The sequence below is a fragment of the Desulfoluna spongiiphila genome, from assembly GCF_900101345.1.
Lineage (GTDB): Bacteria > Desulfobacterota > Desulfobacteria > Desulfobacterales > Desulfolunaceae > Desulfoluna > Desulfoluna spongiiphila.
On sequence record NZ_FMUX01000009.1, the window covers coordinates 150,544 to 167,034 of the forward strand.

Here is a 16,491-nt window from a genome sequence, read left to right on the forward strand (position 1 = left end):
TGAGGGGATAAACCCCGGGCCGCCGATCAGGAGAATTACCATGCACAATCATCGTGACATAATGCCAATTATCGGTCAACTATTATTTGACTGTTATGTCAAATTATTTGACTGGCTGTCATCTCAACGGCTCAGTGGCTGTACTTGAGGTGCCTCTCGGAGGTAACCCGCATCACATAGGCCCGGACCGGCTCGACGCCAGGGCAATTCCAGGGTGGGGTTTCAAGGGTTTTGACGGTGTAAGAAGGGCTGTTATGAAAAAGGCTTTTTCAGTGGGTCGCAACTGAAAAAGCCTTTTGGATGGGAATGGGACTTATAGAATGGCAGAAGGTTTATCGTTTCCTAATTATACAATTTTTAAGTGCGGGGGCTGCTTGAAACTTTCTGGTGGATTGGGCTCCACGGGTTTCCCACCCTCAACGCCTGTCATGGTAAGTCCAAACATTAAGGCATCGATCTCTTTTGCAGATACCCGAAGCCCCTTTGCAATATGGTATTTTGTTATTCCATCATCTTTCAAAAGTTTAAAAATCATTGGGAGCAGCTTGGATGATTCTCTTTGTTCTAAGGGGTTTGGCTCTCTTTTCAAGCACCCATGTTTTGATAAATCGATATTCAAAGTTCTATATTGCCACTCAGTTAATATTGATAAATCTTTCATGCGTCTTACTAAAGCTGCCGCAGAGACCAACCAGTATCGCTTCGCTTTGATGATATCTTCTAAATTCATGAATGAGCTTGTATTAGCCTTCACCGTACCTTCCGACATTAACAATGCTGATGCAAAACTGTTTGCTTGCATTTCAGCCTCTTTACCCTTGGGACCACCGTGCTTGTGCATAACAAGATGACCTAATTCATGGGCAGCATCAAAGCGTCCTCGTTCAACAGATTTGTTCATGTTTAAAAAAACATATGGTTCCTCATCCTTCCAAAAAGAAAAGGCATCTATATCTGTGGATCGGTCATATAATGAAAAAACTCTGATGCCTTTAGACTCCATCTGGTGAACCATATTTCTAATAGGCTTTTCTCCAATGCCCCATTCATTTCGGATGATAGCTGCGGCGGCCTCAGCTGTATCATTACCTAAATCGGGCAAATCGACCTTTGGAAGTTGTATCCTAAAGTTAACATAGCCCATAAACTCTAATGCGAGTTGACCCGCACACAGACATTTATCCCGAACAGTTGCAGTCATTCTCGCAAGAGACCTGAAACTGACAGTATCCTTCTCAAGCGAAGGCATATCCTCCTGAAAAAAAAACGCTTCGGGAAAATTTAGACACTTTTGAAGTGCTTCTAATGTTGGTCTGATTGTGTCGTCTTTTTTGTGTCCATTTTCAATACTGGATAAGGTCCGAGATGAAACACCTATTTTTTCACTTAATGCTTTTATCGTTAAGGCCCGATACTTACGTGCATATGTGAGCCTATTTTCATTGAATAATTCTATTTCTACCATCGGTTTTATTTTTTCCATTCTATATCAAACTCAACCTCGGGGCCAAAGTCAGGCGTAAAATCATCAGGGGTCGGCTCGAATTTCAACGCAGGAAGAAGTATCCTTTTCTTCCACTTCCCAATTTTTTGTGAGTTGCTGTCTATACCATCTGGAAAGGATAACTCCATCCTTATTTCTCCAAGTTTGTTGTCGACATGATGAAGAAGTACCCAAGTCGGGACTTTTTCAGTATCGTGATTTTCTTTTTGAGGTTCCCAATCAGGAAACAAATATAGCTCGTTGTTCTGTTTGACGATTATTTCTGTTTCCCCGCCTTTTGGATTCCTGGTTTTAGGTTGCTGCCCTCTTTCATTTCCAGTGTTTTTATCGCCACTTGAAACCATAATTTGAACATTTAGGGCCTTGTTAAATACCAATTCAATGTGTGCGTCACAACGTTTTTCCCATCCATACGGTCTCAACTCCTCTCGGACAGATCTTACAGCTGCATAGTATGCTTGACTTCCTGCAGCGGTCTTAGCGTCGTTTTCTGTAGTTGATCGATAAGCGGTCAAGATTTTAAGCCCAACATCCATCAACAGTTCTTGCTTAAGGCTTAAACTTTCTAATACAGAGCGGTGCTCTGCGGTATTCGGAATCATGGTATTGTTTAACAATGTAGAATGTCCTTATCAGCTCTGGGGGTTAAGGGTTATGGTTTCTTGTTTTATTACATCATTTGAGGTGAAAAATCAAGAAACGATGTACCCAGGGCATATCTTTTATTTCTATGTTACCTCCCATGGAAGTTTTGACTGCTTTTGATTCTCCCGCAACGTGCGCTCCTTGCCGATGATATTTTAAATCTGAGCCGTAGTCATCCCGGTTCTCCGAGATAGCTCCCGATGGTTGCGCCCATCAAATACCCGGTAAATGCTCGCATCCTGTATGGCCATCTTCAACCGGTCATCCATAGGCAGGTAAACATTGCGCCCCCAGGTGATGGGCAATCACCACAATGACGTCCTGAGCGTTCTCCACAGCCTCCTCCGGCTCCATCTTCCCACGCCCCTCGTAATGGTCGGCCAGCACATCCACCACCAGCGAAATTGTCAACAATGAGCTCATTTCGAAAATTGAGATCGTATTGTTGTCTTTTCATGCAGCGCCCCCTTCCTCCGAGATCTGCTCCGACACCTTACCAACCAATCCACGCACCGAGGCCGGGGCCGCAACCCCCAACCTCACCACCTCTTTTTTGATCCCAACGCGATCCCGCACAGAGTTGAAAAGCTTCTCGAACTGCCCCTTGTGGTAAGATTCGTCGGATTCATCTGAGAGGCCAAACGCCTTCCAGTCGAACTTTCCAGCCGTTTCCCTGGCGATGGGACAAGTGATACTTGCAAGGACCGCATCCCGGTCCTCAGGATTTGCGTAGGGGTGAGATACCGCCGACATCTTGCGCTTGATCTCTGACCAGACCTCCAGGGCCTGCTGGGGCTTGCCGTGCATGAGATCCAAGCAGCGCTGTCGAACCTCGGCAAACGCCGGGTAAAATGTCAGCTCACATGACAGGGATTTGCAGGCGGCGATGAATACACCCACGGGCACCTCGGTGAGGTTTTCAGCCCAAACGGAAACCATTCTCTCAAAGTCTTCCCGTTTCTCGATATTCGGTCGGCCTCTTAAGCCGTTCAGGGTGAAGTACTTAAACCCCGTCTTTATTGCCGCAGCTGCCTCGTGTGGCTTCATAGCCTTCCTCCAACTCGTCGCATGCTTCGTTTACCAAAGTGTCGAACATTGATCCCCTGGGAGCACCGGATGTCCTTGGCCCCGCCCTGGACGCGGTATAGATTTTTTGAAACTTTGTCGTGCCGTCCTCACCCTTTTTCCGCAATGCGGCAAGTGACTTGGCGTTGGGCCCCCAAAAGTCGTCCCTGCATGCCCACCACACGGACTGCTTGATCTCTTCGAGTGTAAAACCGTCGGTTCTGATGAGCCTGTCTACAGCGTCACATGATTTCAACACGTGGGACGCCGTAGCCTTCGGTGCGGACTTTCCGTACTTAGCCAGGATGTGAGAATCGAACCCCTTGACGAATTCGACAATCTCAACAGAAAAAGTCTCCAACGGGTCGGCAGGTGATTCGGAAGAATTGCCGGTATCTTTCTTGAATCCGGATTCAGGATTCAGGATTCCGGTATCAGGATTCAGCCGGGCTCGGTTAGGCCTGGGTTCGCCCCGAGCCTGTCCTTGGTCGTGCTCGGGACTGCCCTTGGCCTGTCCTTGGCCAGACCCGGGACCGTCCTTGGTCTGTCCTTGGTCATACCCGGGACCGTCCTTGGCCTGTCCTTGGTCATACCCGGGACCGTCCTTGGCCTGCCCTTGGTCGTGCCCGGGACTATCCGTGGACGGACCTTGTTCTGTATTTTCCCCTTCCGGTTCCGTCCTTTTCTCGGCATCTTCAGGATGTGGCGGGATTTTTGAGGGTTTCTCGCGCCTGTGGGGGTTCTGATGGGATCGAAAACTGGGGATCCAAATGTATTTCCCATCATCACCCGAATAGCGCGCTATGAGTTTCGCGGCGCTCAGCTCGCACAGAAGAGCCTCACAATCCACAGAATCAGCCGGAAAGATTTGGATCTTGATTTTCTTCGGGCGGTCTTCGAGGTACCCCTCTCTGTCCGCTAAGCACCACAGCCCTGCAAACAATATCCGTGCAGGGAATGAGCATTCGGCCAACTCCTCGTTACAAAAAAAACCCGGCTTTATATTCCGTGCTCGCATTTACCTCCCCTCAACCTCTGTGCGCACCTCACCACAAGCAGGGTTTGCACAAATCCATTTGCGGACAACTTTGTCAGGGGCCGTAGAGACGTGTTTCGGCATTGTGTAAACCCCGCACACCGGGCAGATTGTGTAGTTGTACTTGGTCTGATGTTGGATGCTATTTTCCATGGGCTCCTCTGACTTAAAGCCAGTTATCTCCTGGTATTCTTCGAGGTCGTCTTGAAGGTCGTCATAGGGACCGACGCAATACCCGGCTGCATTCAGATTGAAAAAGATCTCACCGCAGGCTTCGCACAGGTAATGTGTTGCAAGCGGCACCTCTTCCCCCTCAATGCGTTCCTCGATATCGGATTCGGGAGGCCTGAAGCGGATAAACGAAATACAGACCGAACCAATGTCAATCAGTAGGCCGCATGATTGGCAGGGCTTGCGTCTCACCACCCACGGCATCACGGTGAAATCATCTGGCCAATACCAAGCGGGGCCGTCACCGTCCCAGTCATTGCATGTACACGAAAGCATGACTCATCTCCTTTGGTGTTCACGGGGGTGGAGAGTCCCACCACCGTCTTTTGTACTCATGGACAACCTCCCTCCAGTTTTCCCCATAGGTTTCCCAGAATGTTTCCCGGCCCATACCGGGGGCATGACGCAGCAAGTGGCATTCAGGGCAGAGCGGCACAGCTTCGTCATCGGGGCCCTTGATGCTTGTCCCTTTCCCGCTTAACGTTTCGTGGTGATGCTCAGCCTTTGCCCCGCAGAGGTGGCAAGGGAGGTTTCGGAACCATTCCCGGCACGCTGCAGATCGGTAAAAGGGGGTCTTGGGACAGGCAAAGCCGGTCCAATCGACTTTGTTCTTAGCCATAGCCCCTGCGCTGGAGCTCCCTTATGAGCTCGTTTTTGTTAACGCCCAGCCAACCGGCGTGAACGCCAAGGGCGCGATCCATGAACGTCATCATCTCGGGGTGTTTCAGCTTTTCAAATGCAATGGAACGAACCTGGATGATGATTTTTTCGCCGATCACCGCCACACGGTCGGGATCCACAAACCGGAGCTGTACCCGGGTATGCCAGTCCACAGCCTCTTTGCTGCTCAGCTTCGGATCAAATGCGTTTTCAGCGACGGTGTTACAGGAGCCCCAATACAGGCGGAGTTGGCGGAGGCTTCGGGCGCTCCGGCATTCTGTGAGCTTGCCTCGGATAATCTGGTTCGGTTTGTGGGCCGCAGCGGCCTTGTCCTGTTCGGCCAGGGTGGCCGGCGCATAGATGCCGTTTCGGTACTGGAGGGCGATTTCAATCATGGCTGGTGAACCTGTCGGGGACGCGACCAAGCGCCCCGATAGAATTTTTTTGACCCACCAGGCACATTTTCAAACCCATGTCTCCTCCTGCTTCTGAAGCGATCTGGTTTAAAAAGAGCCGTTTCGACAGACCAAAACACATGCCGATTCACATAGACTCAGTTGACAAGATGTCAACCCTGTATTAAATTATATCCAGATCATTGATATCGACACCGAATGTTTTAGCCAAATGATTGGCATCTGAAAAAGCAACACGGCGGCTCTTAGTGTTCCAGCGGGAGATTGTAGATTTGTCTTTTATCGGAGTGAATGTGGCGCCCAAGTCTGTGTAAGTGATGCCCTTCTTTTCGGCCAGATCTTTAATCGTCTGTTTTTTCTTTCGCTTATGCATAATGTTCCTTTTCAAGGTGTCCTTTGACAAAACTTGACACTGGGTTGATTAGATGTCAACCACAAATTTCGACATTTTAATCAGGGAGCTGATAAATGGTTAATATCTTAGATGAATTGTCGCTTGAAGAAATTGGCGCCCGCATCAAGTCCATCAGGGAGTCGCGCCACATGACCATGGCTGCCCTGGGAATGGCTCTCGGCCGCCCCACAGACAACGCGGGTGCGAGCCTAATAAAAAATCTTGAAGCCGGCAGACGAAAAAGACTTAAAGAAAACGAACTTGAAAAGATTCTCAACTATCTCGAATTGTCCAAAACTGATTTTATAAACATCCTCCCGCTTGATAAATCCAGACATACCGATATCCATCCCCTGTACAAAGCTGTGCCGGGGATCGAGGAGTTTGTCGATGCTCTGGGCCTTGCCCAAAGAATGGATGATACCGTAATGGAAAAAATGGTTCTTGGACATATCAAGGACCAGATTGATAAGATTATCAGCAAATAAGACAGACCCCACATTCCAAACGCAAAAAGCCCGCTTTTAAAAAAAGCGGGCTTTTTTTTGTTTTAATTAAATGCCTTACGACATTTAAAGCAAATTTATGTTATTTTTATGTTGACCACATGTCAATAGCATGTCACCCTTGATCATAAATCAAGGGCATCACTTCTCTTCATCCCCCCCCATCCCCCTCTCGCCGCCTGCCCTCATAAAAACCGTATCAAGGAGGCAGACCATGACATCCCAACGCGTTTTCGAAATCACCCTCAAGTCCAACAGCATCGAACACTACAAGGCGGCAATACGGTCCATGCCGCAAAATCACCGGGCCCTCAATGTTTGCGGATGCCCTGTTTTTGTAAGCCCTTCGGGCGGCTCCGCGGTCCTGATCCCGACAAGCCGTACCCATGTGGCCATCGGCTGCGAATGCCCGGACCAAAAAGCGAGGCGATAACCATGGACTCAGTCACCTGTATCTGCGGGCGCGACATAACGCCCCAATTAAACATCGGCGACACACCCGTGGATGGCGTGCGGGTGATTGAAAAGGCGGTTTGCCTGCCAACCGAGCCCAACAGGCACATTGCCAACGTCACCTGCCGCTGCGGCATGGTCCACGAAATCAGAGGATTCGCATCTCTCATCATTACAGCTGACCGCATCGTGGATCAACGACGACCACCCACCACCAAACCCAAAGGAGGTGATCTCAATCATGATCTTTCATCCCATTACGAGCCCTACGCACCCTGACATCAGGGCCCCCACTGCGTAACCCACATGGATGGTCCCGGCGGGTCGGGTGTCAGGTCCCGGCCCGCCACACACTAATCGTCAGAGATCAAAGCACATGACAAAAAGAAAAATTGAAAGGATCGATACACCAATAAACCTCGCGGCAGTCCGGGAGTTTGCACCCGAAGCGACCACCGCACGCGATGGCATCCGTAAACTGGCCCTTGAAGGCCGCGCAGCCTACACCATCACGCGGCTCATCAACGTCTACGGCGGCGTCATCAGCGATGATCAAGTCAAAGAGTACCTCACGAGCATCGGCATCAACGTCACCAAGGCACTTGTGCGTGACTATGACAAGCTGTGTACAGGTTGCGGATATCGCGAAAAGGACGGCCACTTCCTCTGCAGAGTCTGCAGCAGAAAGAATTCCGATGCCCCCGGGCAGATGGTGAATTTAGGCAAGGGGCATGGCTGAGAGACCCAACCGCATCGAACAGGCCCACCTCGCTGAGGCAGAACGCTGGAATTGCACGGCCGAGACCGGCCGACGCCCACAGACACACTGTCAGTACTGTTCGATATGGGGAGGAGATTGGCCGGTGTGCACGGGGTGCCCGTTCGGCCCGGGATGTAAAACCTTTTATCGGTGGTGCAAGGCAGGGCCTGCAGAAAGGCGGGTAATTGCCGTGGAAATGACACAGAAAGCATGTGAGGCAAGATGAACCCCAAACTTCTCAACCCAATCACAATTTCAGAAGCGGTGAAGAACCGTGGAGACGTTATTTTTGAGAACCCCGCCGGCTACGATCTCAACATCGTGGGTATCCGCTCAAACGACATGACGGCCAACACCTTCAATGATTTTCTCAGCATCTTCTACAAGCTCAGGGACCGATGGATTTTTTTCGCCTTCCCGGCCACCACCGACCCCGGACTGTTCTGGCGCAAAAACCCCATGAACGTGAGAGGCACAGCCATCATCGTGCCGGGCCAATACCGGAGCGCTTACAGTATTGGCACCCATCACGACTACCCTGCCCTCCAGCAAACCGGTGAGCTTACTGTCTGGAGGGATGCCGATAGAGACAGAGTCCTGGATACGGGCCCTGACGTTTACAAAGAAACCGGCCATTTCGGCTGCAACATCCACCGAGCCAGTTTTCACCTCCTCAGCAGCCGTGTGGACAAGTGGAGCGCCGGGTGCCAGGTAATCCAAGACCCCACACACTTCATGTTTTTTATGAAGCTCTGCGAGATGGCCGCAGCCTCTTTCGGCAACTCGTTCACCTACACCCTACTCCTTGAGGATGAGATATGAACCTCAAATCCATCATTACCAAAGTCGGATCCAGTCTTGTCCGTGAAGTGGTCCCCGGTGGCGGCCTGTTCCTCGATGCCGTCAACGCCTTCCTGCCCGACGACAAACAACTCGGCAAAAATGCCACGGGCAACGACATCCAAACCGCCGTCGGCGCCCTGCCCCCTGAACAACGCGCCCAGCTCCTCAGCCGTGAGTATGACGTGGAGATTGCCGAGATCGAGACACATGGACGCACCCAGGAGGCCATGGCAAAAGCGGACATCGCCCGGGCCTCCACCCGGCCCCAGGTCGCCATCATGATGGCAAAGGTCGTGGCCTTTGCCATTATCACCATGGTTTCCATCTGGGCCGTGGCCGTCCTCCGCAACAACACCGAAACCCTTATGGTTCTTGCCAATTCAAGCGCACTGGTCCTCACAATCCTCGGAACCCCCACCCTGCTCCTGCGCTCCTATTTCGGTATGCGGACCAAGGAAAAAACCGCCGGCCAGGAAGCCGGCCCTGCTCGCAACCCTCTGGTGGAGATGATCGGGGCATGGCGGGCAAAATGAACACACTCAAAATCGTAACCGCCGCTCTCACCATTACGGCCTTCACCATAGGCGATGGAATTCTAACGGCCCTGGTGATCCTGGCGGCTATATCAAAATGGGGGTGACCCATGGAACAGCACAAAATGGATATAGAGGTTATCGGCTGGCTGGCGTGCTTTGTTATCGGGATCATCATTTTTATCATAAGTAACGGAGCACCAATCCAATGAAATTTATAGATTATCAATCGGCTGCAGCCGCCACATGCCTGCCCCTGTGTTTTTCAGGCGCCTACCTCCGCCCCGGCCTTCTTAATGAGGCTGGTGAGATCTGCGGTCAATTCAAACGCCTCGTAAGGGGTGACATCCAATTCGACACCGCCAAGCACCTGGCCGCCAAGGAGATCGGAGACGTGTTGTGGTATGTCGCCATGTGGGGCGCTTTTAAAGGCATCGACACAGAGGACATCTCATTGCGGGCCGAGCTGTACCACCCGCGTATCGATTCGGTTTCTGAACTGGAAGAGCTCGCCGCCGACATTGTGGCCGATGTCTGTATTTTTCGTATGGCACCCACCCACTCGCAGCTCACCGGCCTTCTTCTGAAACTCGAAAAACTGGCCAATGCCATCGGCTTTTCGTTGCACGAGGTTGCCGTGCTCAATCAGAAAAAGCTGAAAGACCGCAAACACAGGAATGTCATCCAGGGGATGGGTGATGTCCGGTAAGGGAAAAGCGCCCCGGAAACCATGGCCGCCTGTCGGCAAGCTCCGCACCTTCACCCTGGAACAGGGCGAATTCATCCGTACGCATTGCTCCGACTATACAAACGCTGAGCTTGCCGATCTTGTAAACGAAAACTTCGGCACGTCTTTCACGCCGACACAGGTCTCATCCTTCATAAGCAACCGCGGGTTTCATACAGGGCGGGACACGACATTCAAGAAGGGGCAGCGGCCATGGAACGACGGGACCAAAGGTCAAGGCGTTTCTCGTCCGAACTCAGGCTCATTCAAGGCGGGCATCATTCCAAAGAGCAGGCGCCCCATCGGCTCAGAACGGATCGATTCAAAGGACGGCTATACCATTGTCAAAACGGCAGAGATCAACCCCAAAACCGGCATGCCATGGTGGAGACCAAAGCACGTTCTTCTCTGGGAACATCACCACGGCCCCGTACCACCCGGTCACAACGTGCAATTCATCGACGGCGACCGTTCAAACATCGTCATCGAAAACCTTGAGTTGATCAATAAGGCGGTCAACGCCATTCGCAACAAGATGGGATTTTCCCGGGTTGAGTCGGAACTCAAGCCCCTGGTGACGACCACAGCCAAGCTGCTCCATGCCACTTATAAAAGAAAGAAGGAAAATGAAAAATAAACTCACAGATTTGAACGACCACCTGTTTAGACAGCTTGATCGGCTGAGTGACAACGGACTCAAAGGCAAGGACCTGGACAGGGAGATTGTCCGGTCCAATGCCGTCTCGACACTCGCCAAGGAGATCATTGCAAACGGCGACCTGGTACTCAAAGCCCATGTTGCCGTTGGGAGAAAACTGCTGCCGAGCACCAAGCTGCCAGCCATGATTGGAGATAGAAACGATGTGGAATGAAGAACCCAAGCCCGAAGAGGACGAGGAGACGGACCCCTGGGAAGAGTGGAGCGAGCTGTATTTTTAGGAGGGTGACGATGACAAGCCGACCGGCGCACCAAGCCCTCTCGCGCAACATGCGAATCAAGATCACCCGTGCACTCCTCTGAGGCTATTCGACCAGCGCCGCCGGGAAGCGGTACGGGATATCTAAAAGCGGTGCATGGTGGGTGTTCCTGAAAACCGTCAATGGTCTGTTTCTGGACCATGAGCGGGAGGGGCTTTCCACCATGGATGATTACCGCAAAAAGTGGAAGGCCGTTGGCGGGCACTGCCTCAATCTCTGAACGATCGTCTAGCGGAAAACGCTCAAGCGCCCCATTAATAAAGGATGCAGCGTATCATTTTTTATAAGGAACGAATCGATGCCTGATTTTAAGAACAAATTGATCGAAGTGTGCACCGAATGTGGCCGGGCTTGCTGCTGGCAAGGTCAGTTCATGTGCTCAGAAAGTCTCGGTGCTGACACCGAACTAAAAACTGTAGCTGAACTCCAGGCCAAAGATTACGGCGAAAGCGAAGACTATTGGAGTGATGAACGCCTCTCCCTCTTGTTTGGGGATCCGGCACCGCATGGATACCGGGAAGACGCAAGGCTGGAGAAAAACCAATGAAAGAACGACCTATCCTCTTCGGCCCTGCCATGGTCAGAGCCATCCTTAATGGACGAAAGACGCAGACACGCAGAATCGTCAAGCCGCCCTTTGAGCTCCATGCCAACGGGTACCTGACGCGCCCCGGAAAAACTGAACGCCTGCAGCCCTACCCTTGCCCGTATGGACAGGTGGGTGAACGATTATGGATCCGGGAGCGATTCCGGCTTTGGGAGCCTGATAACTGTATATGCGCAGGCCCCTTCTGTGGTTGCCCTTCGCCTGGCACGCCAATCTATTTCGCTGACACGGGCGACGACGAGGGGGCGTTCCAGTGGAAGCCATCAATTCATATGAACAAAGAGTTCTCTCGGCTCACTCTGGAACTGACAGGGATACGGATACAATACCTTCAGGATATTTCCACAAAAGACGCCATCTCTGAAGGGTTGGAGCCCACCCTTGTCGGTGTCTATGACAACCGCTGGAAAAATGGTGGGTACGGCCCACGCCAAATCTACGCAGACCCCAGGTGGGCTTTCAAGTGGCTTTGGAATGGTATCAACCAGAAACGCGGCTACGAATGGGAAAGCAACCCCTTGGTTTGGGTTGTGGATTTCAAGGTAATGGAGATGGAGGGGTGAGGAGAAGAAAGCGAGATGTACGATGGACGAACGCCCGTACCTATTGGCGAAGCACGATGTCGGTCGAAGTGTGCAATTTTTCGATGGTAGAGTGGTTCTACAAAGCTGAAAAACAATACCCCCACTTCAAGCGTTGGCCCTGGGACATGATCGCCGAATATTTCACCCACGAATAAGGGCGATGCCTCCCATACAACATATGCTCGGTCGATTGGGCGGTTTGTGTTGAGATGAGGCCGTTTTCTCAGAGTGACCTTATAAGGACGAATAAGATGGAATTAGTCACGCTCAATAACGATAAGCCGGTAACAACATCTTTAAAAATTGCAGAGAAATTTGGAAAGAGGCACGACAACGTCACTCGCGCAATTGAGACTTTGCTTGCCAGCAAATCGGTCCAAGAGAAAACAAAATCAGGGCTCCTCAAAATTGAGGGCGTTGAAATCATAAAGAAAAACGCTATTGGCGGCGAGGTAAAACGCTTATTCTACCACCTTGACCGCGAGGCTTTCACCCTCCTGGCCATGGGCTTTACGGGAGAGAAGGCTCTCAACTTTAAACTCGACTACATGGCCGCCTTTAACGCCATGGAGGAGCGGGTGAAAAGCCTTACACCCGCACTCCCGGACTTCTCCAACCCTGTAGATGCTGCCCGTGCTTGGGCCGATGCCAAAGAGGCTGAGCAAAAAGCCATCACCCACGCCGAAAAACTCGAAAATGAGAACCGGAAGGCTCGTCCCAAAGTGATCTATTACGACTGGGTGGCCAACGCCCCCGACACCATGAGCATGAACCAAGCCGCGAAGTTGATGAACATTAAGGATGTCGGCAGGGTTAACCTCTATAAAAAACTCAGGGAGTGGGGAATCATCATGCCGGGTGGAACCGAGCCCTACCAGAGATACATCAACCAGGGCTGGTTCAAAATGGAAGATGTGACGAAGGAGACCAGCAGGGGGATCCGGCTATTCCCCACCACGAGGGTTACCAGAAAAGGGCTTCAGAAGATTTACGGGATGTTTCTGGAGGAGGGTCAGCTTGACTTGGTAATTGTGTCGGGGAAGCCAATTTCATTGGGCCATAAATTTTAATCATAGCATACCACCCTTTTTACGATTAATTTTTATTTCTATATTTAACAATACCCTCAAATTCATCAACAGTAATGATTTTGACGTTTCTCTCTTTGGCCTTTTGAAGCTTTACGGGTCCTGCATTGGGGCCCACACACAAATACTTGAGATGTTTCGTTACAGATCGGACAGGGTTAAAACCAACAGAAACGGCCCGCTCTTCAAGGGCGTACTTTTCTTTAATTGAAAAGCCGGTAAAGCAGATTTCTTTTAACCGTGATTTGGGCATATATGTATCGTTATTATAAAGCCAACCCCACCCTTTTCCGTCTGGTAAAGATTTCATCTCTTCCTCGGAAAATTGGGCACCTTTAACCTGCAATATTCTTTTGGCCAATTCGCTTGGCATAGGTCCTCCGTGTGTATTTAAAGGGTTAACCACAAGCGGCAGTATGACCGGCTTTCTGATTTAATATTTTTAATTGGATAATCAATAGGATACCACAACAAAATGACAGGCGCGATAAAAAAAACCGTTGAAATATCAAGGGGCTGCTGGTATTCTAAAGATGCTGAAAACCTAAGTACGTCAAAGCGGACGTTAAGCGCTTTTTTTGTTGTCGCATCTAAAAACCCGATTTGCGTCAAGATGCCGGTATCCGTGAGGACCGGGAATAACCTATTTAGGTTTTCAGCACATCTTGGCGCATTTTTGTTTTTGGAGGACATCATGCACAAGAAACAAGATTCAAGCCTAACCCCCTCCCCACCTGTCTCTCAGTTTCAATTTGGCGTTCACGGTGTCAGGGTCGTGATCATCAACGGTGAACCCTGGTGGGTCGCAAAAGATGCTTGTGACGTGCTGGAAATTAAAAATGCACGAAGTTCCTTAGCTCTCCTCGACGATGACGAAAAAAATAGCGTCCATATTATGGACGGTACTCCGGGAAACCCCGAAAAAACAGTCATCAACGAACCCGGCCTTTATACCCTCATCCTCAAATCCCGCAAGCCCGAAGCCAAAGCCTTTAAACGGTGGATCACCCACGAGGTCCTTCCCCAAATCCGAAAAACCGGTCGCTACGCCGTAGCCGATAATTATCCGCCCATGAGCCTCGATCCCATGGCAGTGATTCGAGCGGCCGAGGAGGCGTGCGCAGAGATCGGGCTGGGTCCGCGGGCAAGCCTGGTGGTCGCCCGAAAATTCGGGGTCAAAATTGGGACGCCGAAAAAACTGTTGCCCGTGATCCCTCCGTACACCCGCAAGGTGTATGAAATTACGGGCCCCGCCCCCCCCAGCCGTAAACAGCAGGGAGAAAAAATCGGTGCTTCAATCCGGGCCCGGCGGAAGCGTCTCAAAATGACAGCTGTCGAGCTGGGCCGGCAGGCTTTCCCGGGGCGTACCCGTGATTCGTCTGCAGGCCTGATCTGCCGTATGGAAAAGGGGCAATCACTTTCCGAAAAAAAACTCGCCGCAATCAATGCCGTGCTGGGCGATGAGATGCCACCGGAGTTACGAACCCAGGAGCTGACCGTCGCCTCCTCTATCATTGACCGATTCCCTTTTATCCCCGACCTCTGCAAAATCGATCTGTACTGTGACAAACATGCGCGGAACGAAAGGGAGCGGTTAATGCCGGTTCGGAAGCTCGCAGTAGATGTATTCGAGGCGTGGGTGTAGCAGCACAAAAAAAACAAAATCGTGAGGTGAACCATGGATTCGACAAACGAAGAACCCCGAACCGTTTCACGTATGGTTTTTGAGAGGATGCACAGCGACCTGTCTTCCAGCCTTGCCTGTATCGACTACCTGGCTTCGCTGCTGAGCAGTGACAAGCCCCCTGAGGACGTCGATATCATCGTTTCGATCATGAAGGAGCTTATGATGTATGCCCAAGATCGAATGGATGTATACCGGACACATGCGATCCACTGATTTCTTAAAGAAGTATCACCACGACCAAATGATTCATGCGCCCTGCCCCGTGATACGGGGCGGGGCTTGATTGAAAGAGGAAGTCCACAGATTGGCCTGCACACCCAGACATATGATATTATATTCACGTAACCCATACCGGTTACGGGGAGGTGAATATATGTCAGGGAGTGTGCACAAGGGCGGGGACGGCAGCGTCTTTATTCGCTGGTACGATCCATTAGCCAAAAAACAGACCAATATATACCGAGACCGGCGCGGGGAAAAATTTTACACGAGAAAACAGGCGAAGAAAGCCCTGGCCATCATGCAGGGAGAGGTGGAGAGGGGACAGTTTGATATCCGGTTATACGCAAATAAAACCTCGCCGGTCGTGGAGTACCTTTATAAATGGCATGAAGTTGAGCGGCCAAACTGGTCGCGGGCCACGACCAAAGGGTATATGAGCTACATCAAAAATCACCTGGCACCATTCTTCGCCCAGTCCGACCTGTCCCTTCATGAGGTCAGGCTGTCCACCCTCAAGCAGCTGCTCAACGGCCTGAAATCAATTTCCGGCGATCCGTTATCGGGAAAAATGAAATTCAACATCATGACCTGTCTCCACACCTGCCTGGACTATGCCTGGAGAGACGGCGAAATCCCTGCCATACCGCCATTCCCTAAACGTCGGGACTACAGAATCCAGAAAAAGACCATCAAATGGTTGCCGGAAGACCGCCAGGCCGTGGTGATGGAGCATATCCCAGAGGCGCACCAGCCGATATTCAGGTGGATGCAGATGCACGCCCGCCGAAACGCCGAGGCCATCGCCCTCCACCGGGAGGATTACCAAGACGGTGTCTTTTATGTGTGCCGTTCGGTGTCGGCTAACAGGGTCGTGAAATCAACCAAGACCACCACAGAATATGTTACCCCCATGGTCGACGCATACCGGCCCTACCTCGACCAAGCCCTCCACTCACCCATCATATCAAAATACATGTTCACCAACCGGCTCTCCCGGTCCGAGGGGAAACGTTATACACATGGTGTTCTGACGAGAATCTGGAAGGCTGCATGCGCAAAGGCGGGGGAAGATATCCCGCTGTATGATGGTACACGCCACAGCAGGGCATGCCAGCTACTCAATGAACATGGTCTATCCCTGACGGATGTGCGGACTGTTCTGGGGCATGCTGATCTGAGGTCAACCGAGCAATATGCACATACTACCATCGCACGGAAAAAAGAATTGATGGAGGGAAAAGTGGTTCGAATATCAGTAATTAAGGATGGATAAAAAGTATCCAATCAACGCAAAAAGGGCACCGATTTGGTGCCCTTTTTTGTGCAGTTTTTGAGCTGTTTCTGAGCTGTATTTCAGTTTGTAACAGCCTGAAAACATTAGATATATGGCGGAAGCACATGGGAATCGAACCCACCCGGGACGGTGTTAACGCCCCACACCGGATTTGAAGTCCGGGAGCATCACCAGAACGCTGCGTGCTTCCATGCGTTTCAGTGTGTGTTTTCGTGCGAGACCTTACCCGCAATATGGTGACGTTGTCAACGTTTTTCA

25 protein-coding genes and 1 tRNA gene are annotated in these 16,491 nt (G+C 51.1%); 15 read left to right on the plus strand and 11 right to left on the minus strand.

Going from position 1 to position 16,491, the window contains the following annotated elements:
* Positions 1–346: 346 nt before the first annotated feature.
* From BLQ12_RS13510 to BLQ12_RS13545, 9 genes are all read right to left on the minus strand, one after another.
* Positions 347–1,483, minus strand: a complete 1,137-nt coding sequence (locus BLQ12_RS13510) for a helix-turn-helix domain-containing protein (RefSeq protein ID WP_092211191.1) — start codon at positions 1,481–1,483, stop codon at positions 347–349.
* Positions 1,471–2,121 (minus strand): hypothetical protein, encoded by a 651-nt coding sequence (locus BLQ12_RS13515; RefSeq protein WP_139163977.1) that lies wholly within the window; start codon positions 2,119–2,121, stop codon positions 1,471–1,473. The genes BLQ12_RS13510 and BLQ12_RS13515 overlap by 13 nt, the downstream gene beginning before the upstream one ends.
* 183 nt (positions 2,122–2,304) lie before the next feature.
* Positions 2,305–2,418, minus strand: a complete 114-nt coding sequence (locus tag BLQ12_RS28360) for a Mor transcription activator family protein (protein WP_092211193.1) — start codon at positions 2,416–2,418, stop codon at positions 2,305–2,307.
* Positions 2,411–2,563, minus strand: coding sequence for a hypothetical protein (locus tag BLQ12_RS27455; RefSeq protein ID WP_175469764.1), 153 nt, complete (start codon positions 2,561–2,563; stop codon positions 2,411–2,413). The genes BLQ12_RS28360 and BLQ12_RS27455 overlap by 8 nt, the downstream gene beginning before the upstream one ends.
* A 39-nt stretch (positions 2,564–2,602) precedes the next feature.
* Complete coding sequence (locus BLQ12_RS13525; RefSeq protein ID WP_092211194.1) at positions 2,603–3,196, minus strand: hypothetical protein; 594 nt, start codon at positions 3,194–3,196, stop codon at positions 2,603–2,605.
* Positions 3,153–4,232 carry a phage replication protein O gene (locus BLQ12_RS13530; RefSeq protein WP_092211195.1) on the minus strand — a complete coding sequence of 360 codons (1,080 nt, stop codon included), beginning with the start codon at positions 4,230–4,232 and terminating at the stop codon, positions 3,153–3,155. The genes BLQ12_RS13525 and BLQ12_RS13530 overlap by 44 nt, the downstream gene beginning before the upstream one ends.
* Positions 4,233–4,757, minus strand: a complete 525-nt coding sequence (locus BLQ12_RS13535) for a hypothetical protein (protein WP_092211196.1) — start codon at positions 4,755–4,757, stop codon at positions 4,233–4,235.
* A gap of 335 nt (positions 4,758–5,092) precedes the next feature.
* Positions 5,093–5,536 carry a hypothetical protein gene (locus tag BLQ12_RS13540; protein ID WP_092211197.1) on the minus strand — a complete coding sequence of 148 codons (444 nt, stop codon included), beginning with the start codon at positions 5,534–5,536 and terminating at the stop codon, positions 5,093–5,095.
* 184 nt (positions 5,537–5,720) lie between these two features.
* Positions 5,721–5,930, minus strand: coding sequence for a helix-turn-helix domain-containing protein (locus BLQ12_RS13545; protein WP_092211198.1), 210 nt, complete (start codon positions 5,928–5,930; stop codon positions 5,721–5,723).
* A 95-nt stretch (positions 5,931–6,025) separates the two neighbouring features.
* Here BLQ12_RS13545 and BLQ12_RS13550 point away from each other — a divergent pair, with 95 nt between their 5' ends.
* From BLQ12_RS13550 to BLQ12_RS13610, 12 genes are all read left to right on the plus strand, one after another.
* Positions 6,026–6,439, plus strand: coding sequence for a helix-turn-helix domain-containing protein (locus tag BLQ12_RS13550; protein WP_092211199.1), 414 nt, complete (start codon positions 6,026–6,028; stop codon positions 6,437–6,439).
* A gap of 232 nt (positions 6,440–6,671) precedes the next feature.
* Positions 6,672–6,890, plus strand: coding sequence for a hypothetical protein (locus tag BLQ12_RS13555; RefSeq protein WP_092211200.1), 219 nt, complete (start codon positions 6,672–6,674; stop codon positions 6,888–6,890).
* Positions 6,891–6,892: 2 nt separating this feature from the next.
* The gene (locus BLQ12_RS13560) at positions 6,893–7,189 is read left to right on the plus strand and encodes a hypothetical protein (RefSeq protein ID WP_092211201.1); all 297 of its coding nucleotides are present in this window, start codon (positions 6,893–6,895) and stop codon (positions 7,187–7,189) included.
* A 97-nt stretch (positions 7,190–7,286) separates the two neighbouring features.
* The gene (locus BLQ12_RS13565; RefSeq protein WP_092211202.1) at positions 7,287–7,649 is read left to right on the plus strand and encodes a hypothetical protein; all 363 of its coding nucleotides are present in this window, start codon (positions 7,287–7,289) and stop codon (positions 7,647–7,649) included.
* 243 nt (positions 7,650–7,892) lie between these two features.
* Positions 7,893–8,492 carry a hypothetical protein gene (locus tag BLQ12_RS13570; protein WP_092211203.1) on the plus strand — a complete coding sequence of 200 codons (600 nt, stop codon included), beginning with the start codon at positions 7,893–7,895 and terminating at the stop codon, positions 8,490–8,492.
* A complete protein-coding gene (locus BLQ12_RS13575) occupies positions 8,489–9,046 on the plus strand; it encodes a hypothetical protein (protein WP_092211204.1) in 558 nt (185 codons plus the stop codon). The genes BLQ12_RS13570 and BLQ12_RS13575 overlap by 4 nt, the downstream gene beginning before the upstream one ends.
* Positions 9,047–9,254: 208 nt before the next feature.
* On the plus strand, positions 9,255–9,755 hold the full coding sequence (locus BLQ12_RS13580) for a nucleoside triphosphate pyrophosphohydrolase family protein (RefSeq protein WP_092211205.1): 501 nt from the start codon (positions 9,255–9,257) through the stop codon (positions 9,753–9,755).
* Positions 9,745–10,410: an HNH endonuclease signature motif containing protein gene (locus BLQ12_RS13585; protein ID WP_175469766.1), complete on the plus strand. Its 666-nt coding sequence runs from the start codon at positions 9,745–9,747 to the stop codon at positions 10,408–10,410. Before BLQ12_RS13580 ends, BLQ12_RS13585 begins: the two co-directional genes overlap by 11 nt.
* Positions 10,400–10,645: a hypothetical protein gene (locus tag BLQ12_RS13590; protein WP_092211207.1), complete on the plus strand. Its 246-nt coding sequence runs from the start codon at positions 10,400–10,402 to the stop codon at positions 10,643–10,645. The genes BLQ12_RS13585 and BLQ12_RS13590 overlap by 11 nt, the downstream gene beginning before the upstream one ends.
* A 404-nt stretch (positions 10,646–11,049) precedes the next feature.
* A complete protein-coding gene (locus tag BLQ12_RS13595; RefSeq protein WP_092211208.1) occupies positions 11,050–11,298 on the plus strand; it encodes a hypothetical protein in 249 nt (82 codons plus the stop codon).
* Positions 11,295–11,921 (plus strand): hypothetical protein, encoded by a 627-nt coding sequence (locus tag BLQ12_RS13600; protein ID WP_092211209.1) that lies wholly within the window; start codon positions 11,295–11,297, stop codon positions 11,919–11,921. The genes BLQ12_RS13595 and BLQ12_RS13600 overlap by 4 nt, the downstream gene beginning before the upstream one ends.
* 272 nt (positions 11,922–12,193) lie before the next feature.
* Positions 12,194–13,012, plus strand: a complete 819-nt coding sequence (locus tag BLQ12_RS13610) for a Rha family transcriptional regulator (RefSeq protein ID WP_175469768.1) — start codon at positions 12,194–12,196, stop codon at positions 13,010–13,012.
* A gap of 25 nt (positions 13,013–13,037) precedes the next feature.
* On the opposite strand, the gene BLQ12_RS13615 is transcribed toward BLQ12_RS13610, so the two are convergent.
* Positions 13,038–13,403 (minus strand): BRCT domain-containing protein, encoded by a 366-nt coding sequence (locus BLQ12_RS13615; protein ID WP_092211212.1) that lies wholly within the window; start codon positions 13,401–13,403, stop codon positions 13,038–13,040.
* A 102-nt stretch (positions 13,404–13,505) separates the two neighbouring features.
* Between BLQ12_RS13615 and BLQ12_RS13620 the strand changes: the two genes are divergently transcribed.
* The 3 genes from BLQ12_RS13620 (at position 13,506) to BLQ12_RS13630 (ending at position 16,212) form a co-directional block, all read left to right on the plus strand.
* Positions 13,506–14,675, plus strand: coding sequence for a BRO family protein (locus tag BLQ12_RS13620; RefSeq protein ID WP_217640312.1), 1,170 nt, complete (start codon positions 13,506–13,508; stop codon positions 14,673–14,675).
* A gap of 33 nt (positions 14,676–14,708) precedes the next feature.
* Positions 14,709–14,930, plus strand: coding sequence for a hypothetical protein (locus BLQ12_RS13625; RefSeq protein WP_139163979.1), 222 nt, complete (start codon positions 14,709–14,711; stop codon positions 14,928–14,930).
* A gap of 160 nt (positions 14,931–15,090) precedes the next feature.
* Positions 15,091–16,212 carry a tyrosine-type recombinase/integrase gene (locus tag BLQ12_RS13630; protein ID WP_175469770.1) on the plus strand — a complete coding sequence of 374 codons (1,122 nt, stop codon included), beginning with the start codon at positions 15,091–15,093 and terminating at the stop codon, positions 16,210–16,212.
* Positions 16,213–16,325: 113 nt separating this feature from the next.
* On the opposite strand, the gene BLQ12_RS13635 is transcribed toward BLQ12_RS13630, so the two are convergent.
* A tRNA-Sec gene (locus BLQ12_RS13635) sits at positions 16,326–16,423 on the minus strand.
* Between the last annotated feature and the right edge of the window lie 68 nt (positions 16,424–16,491).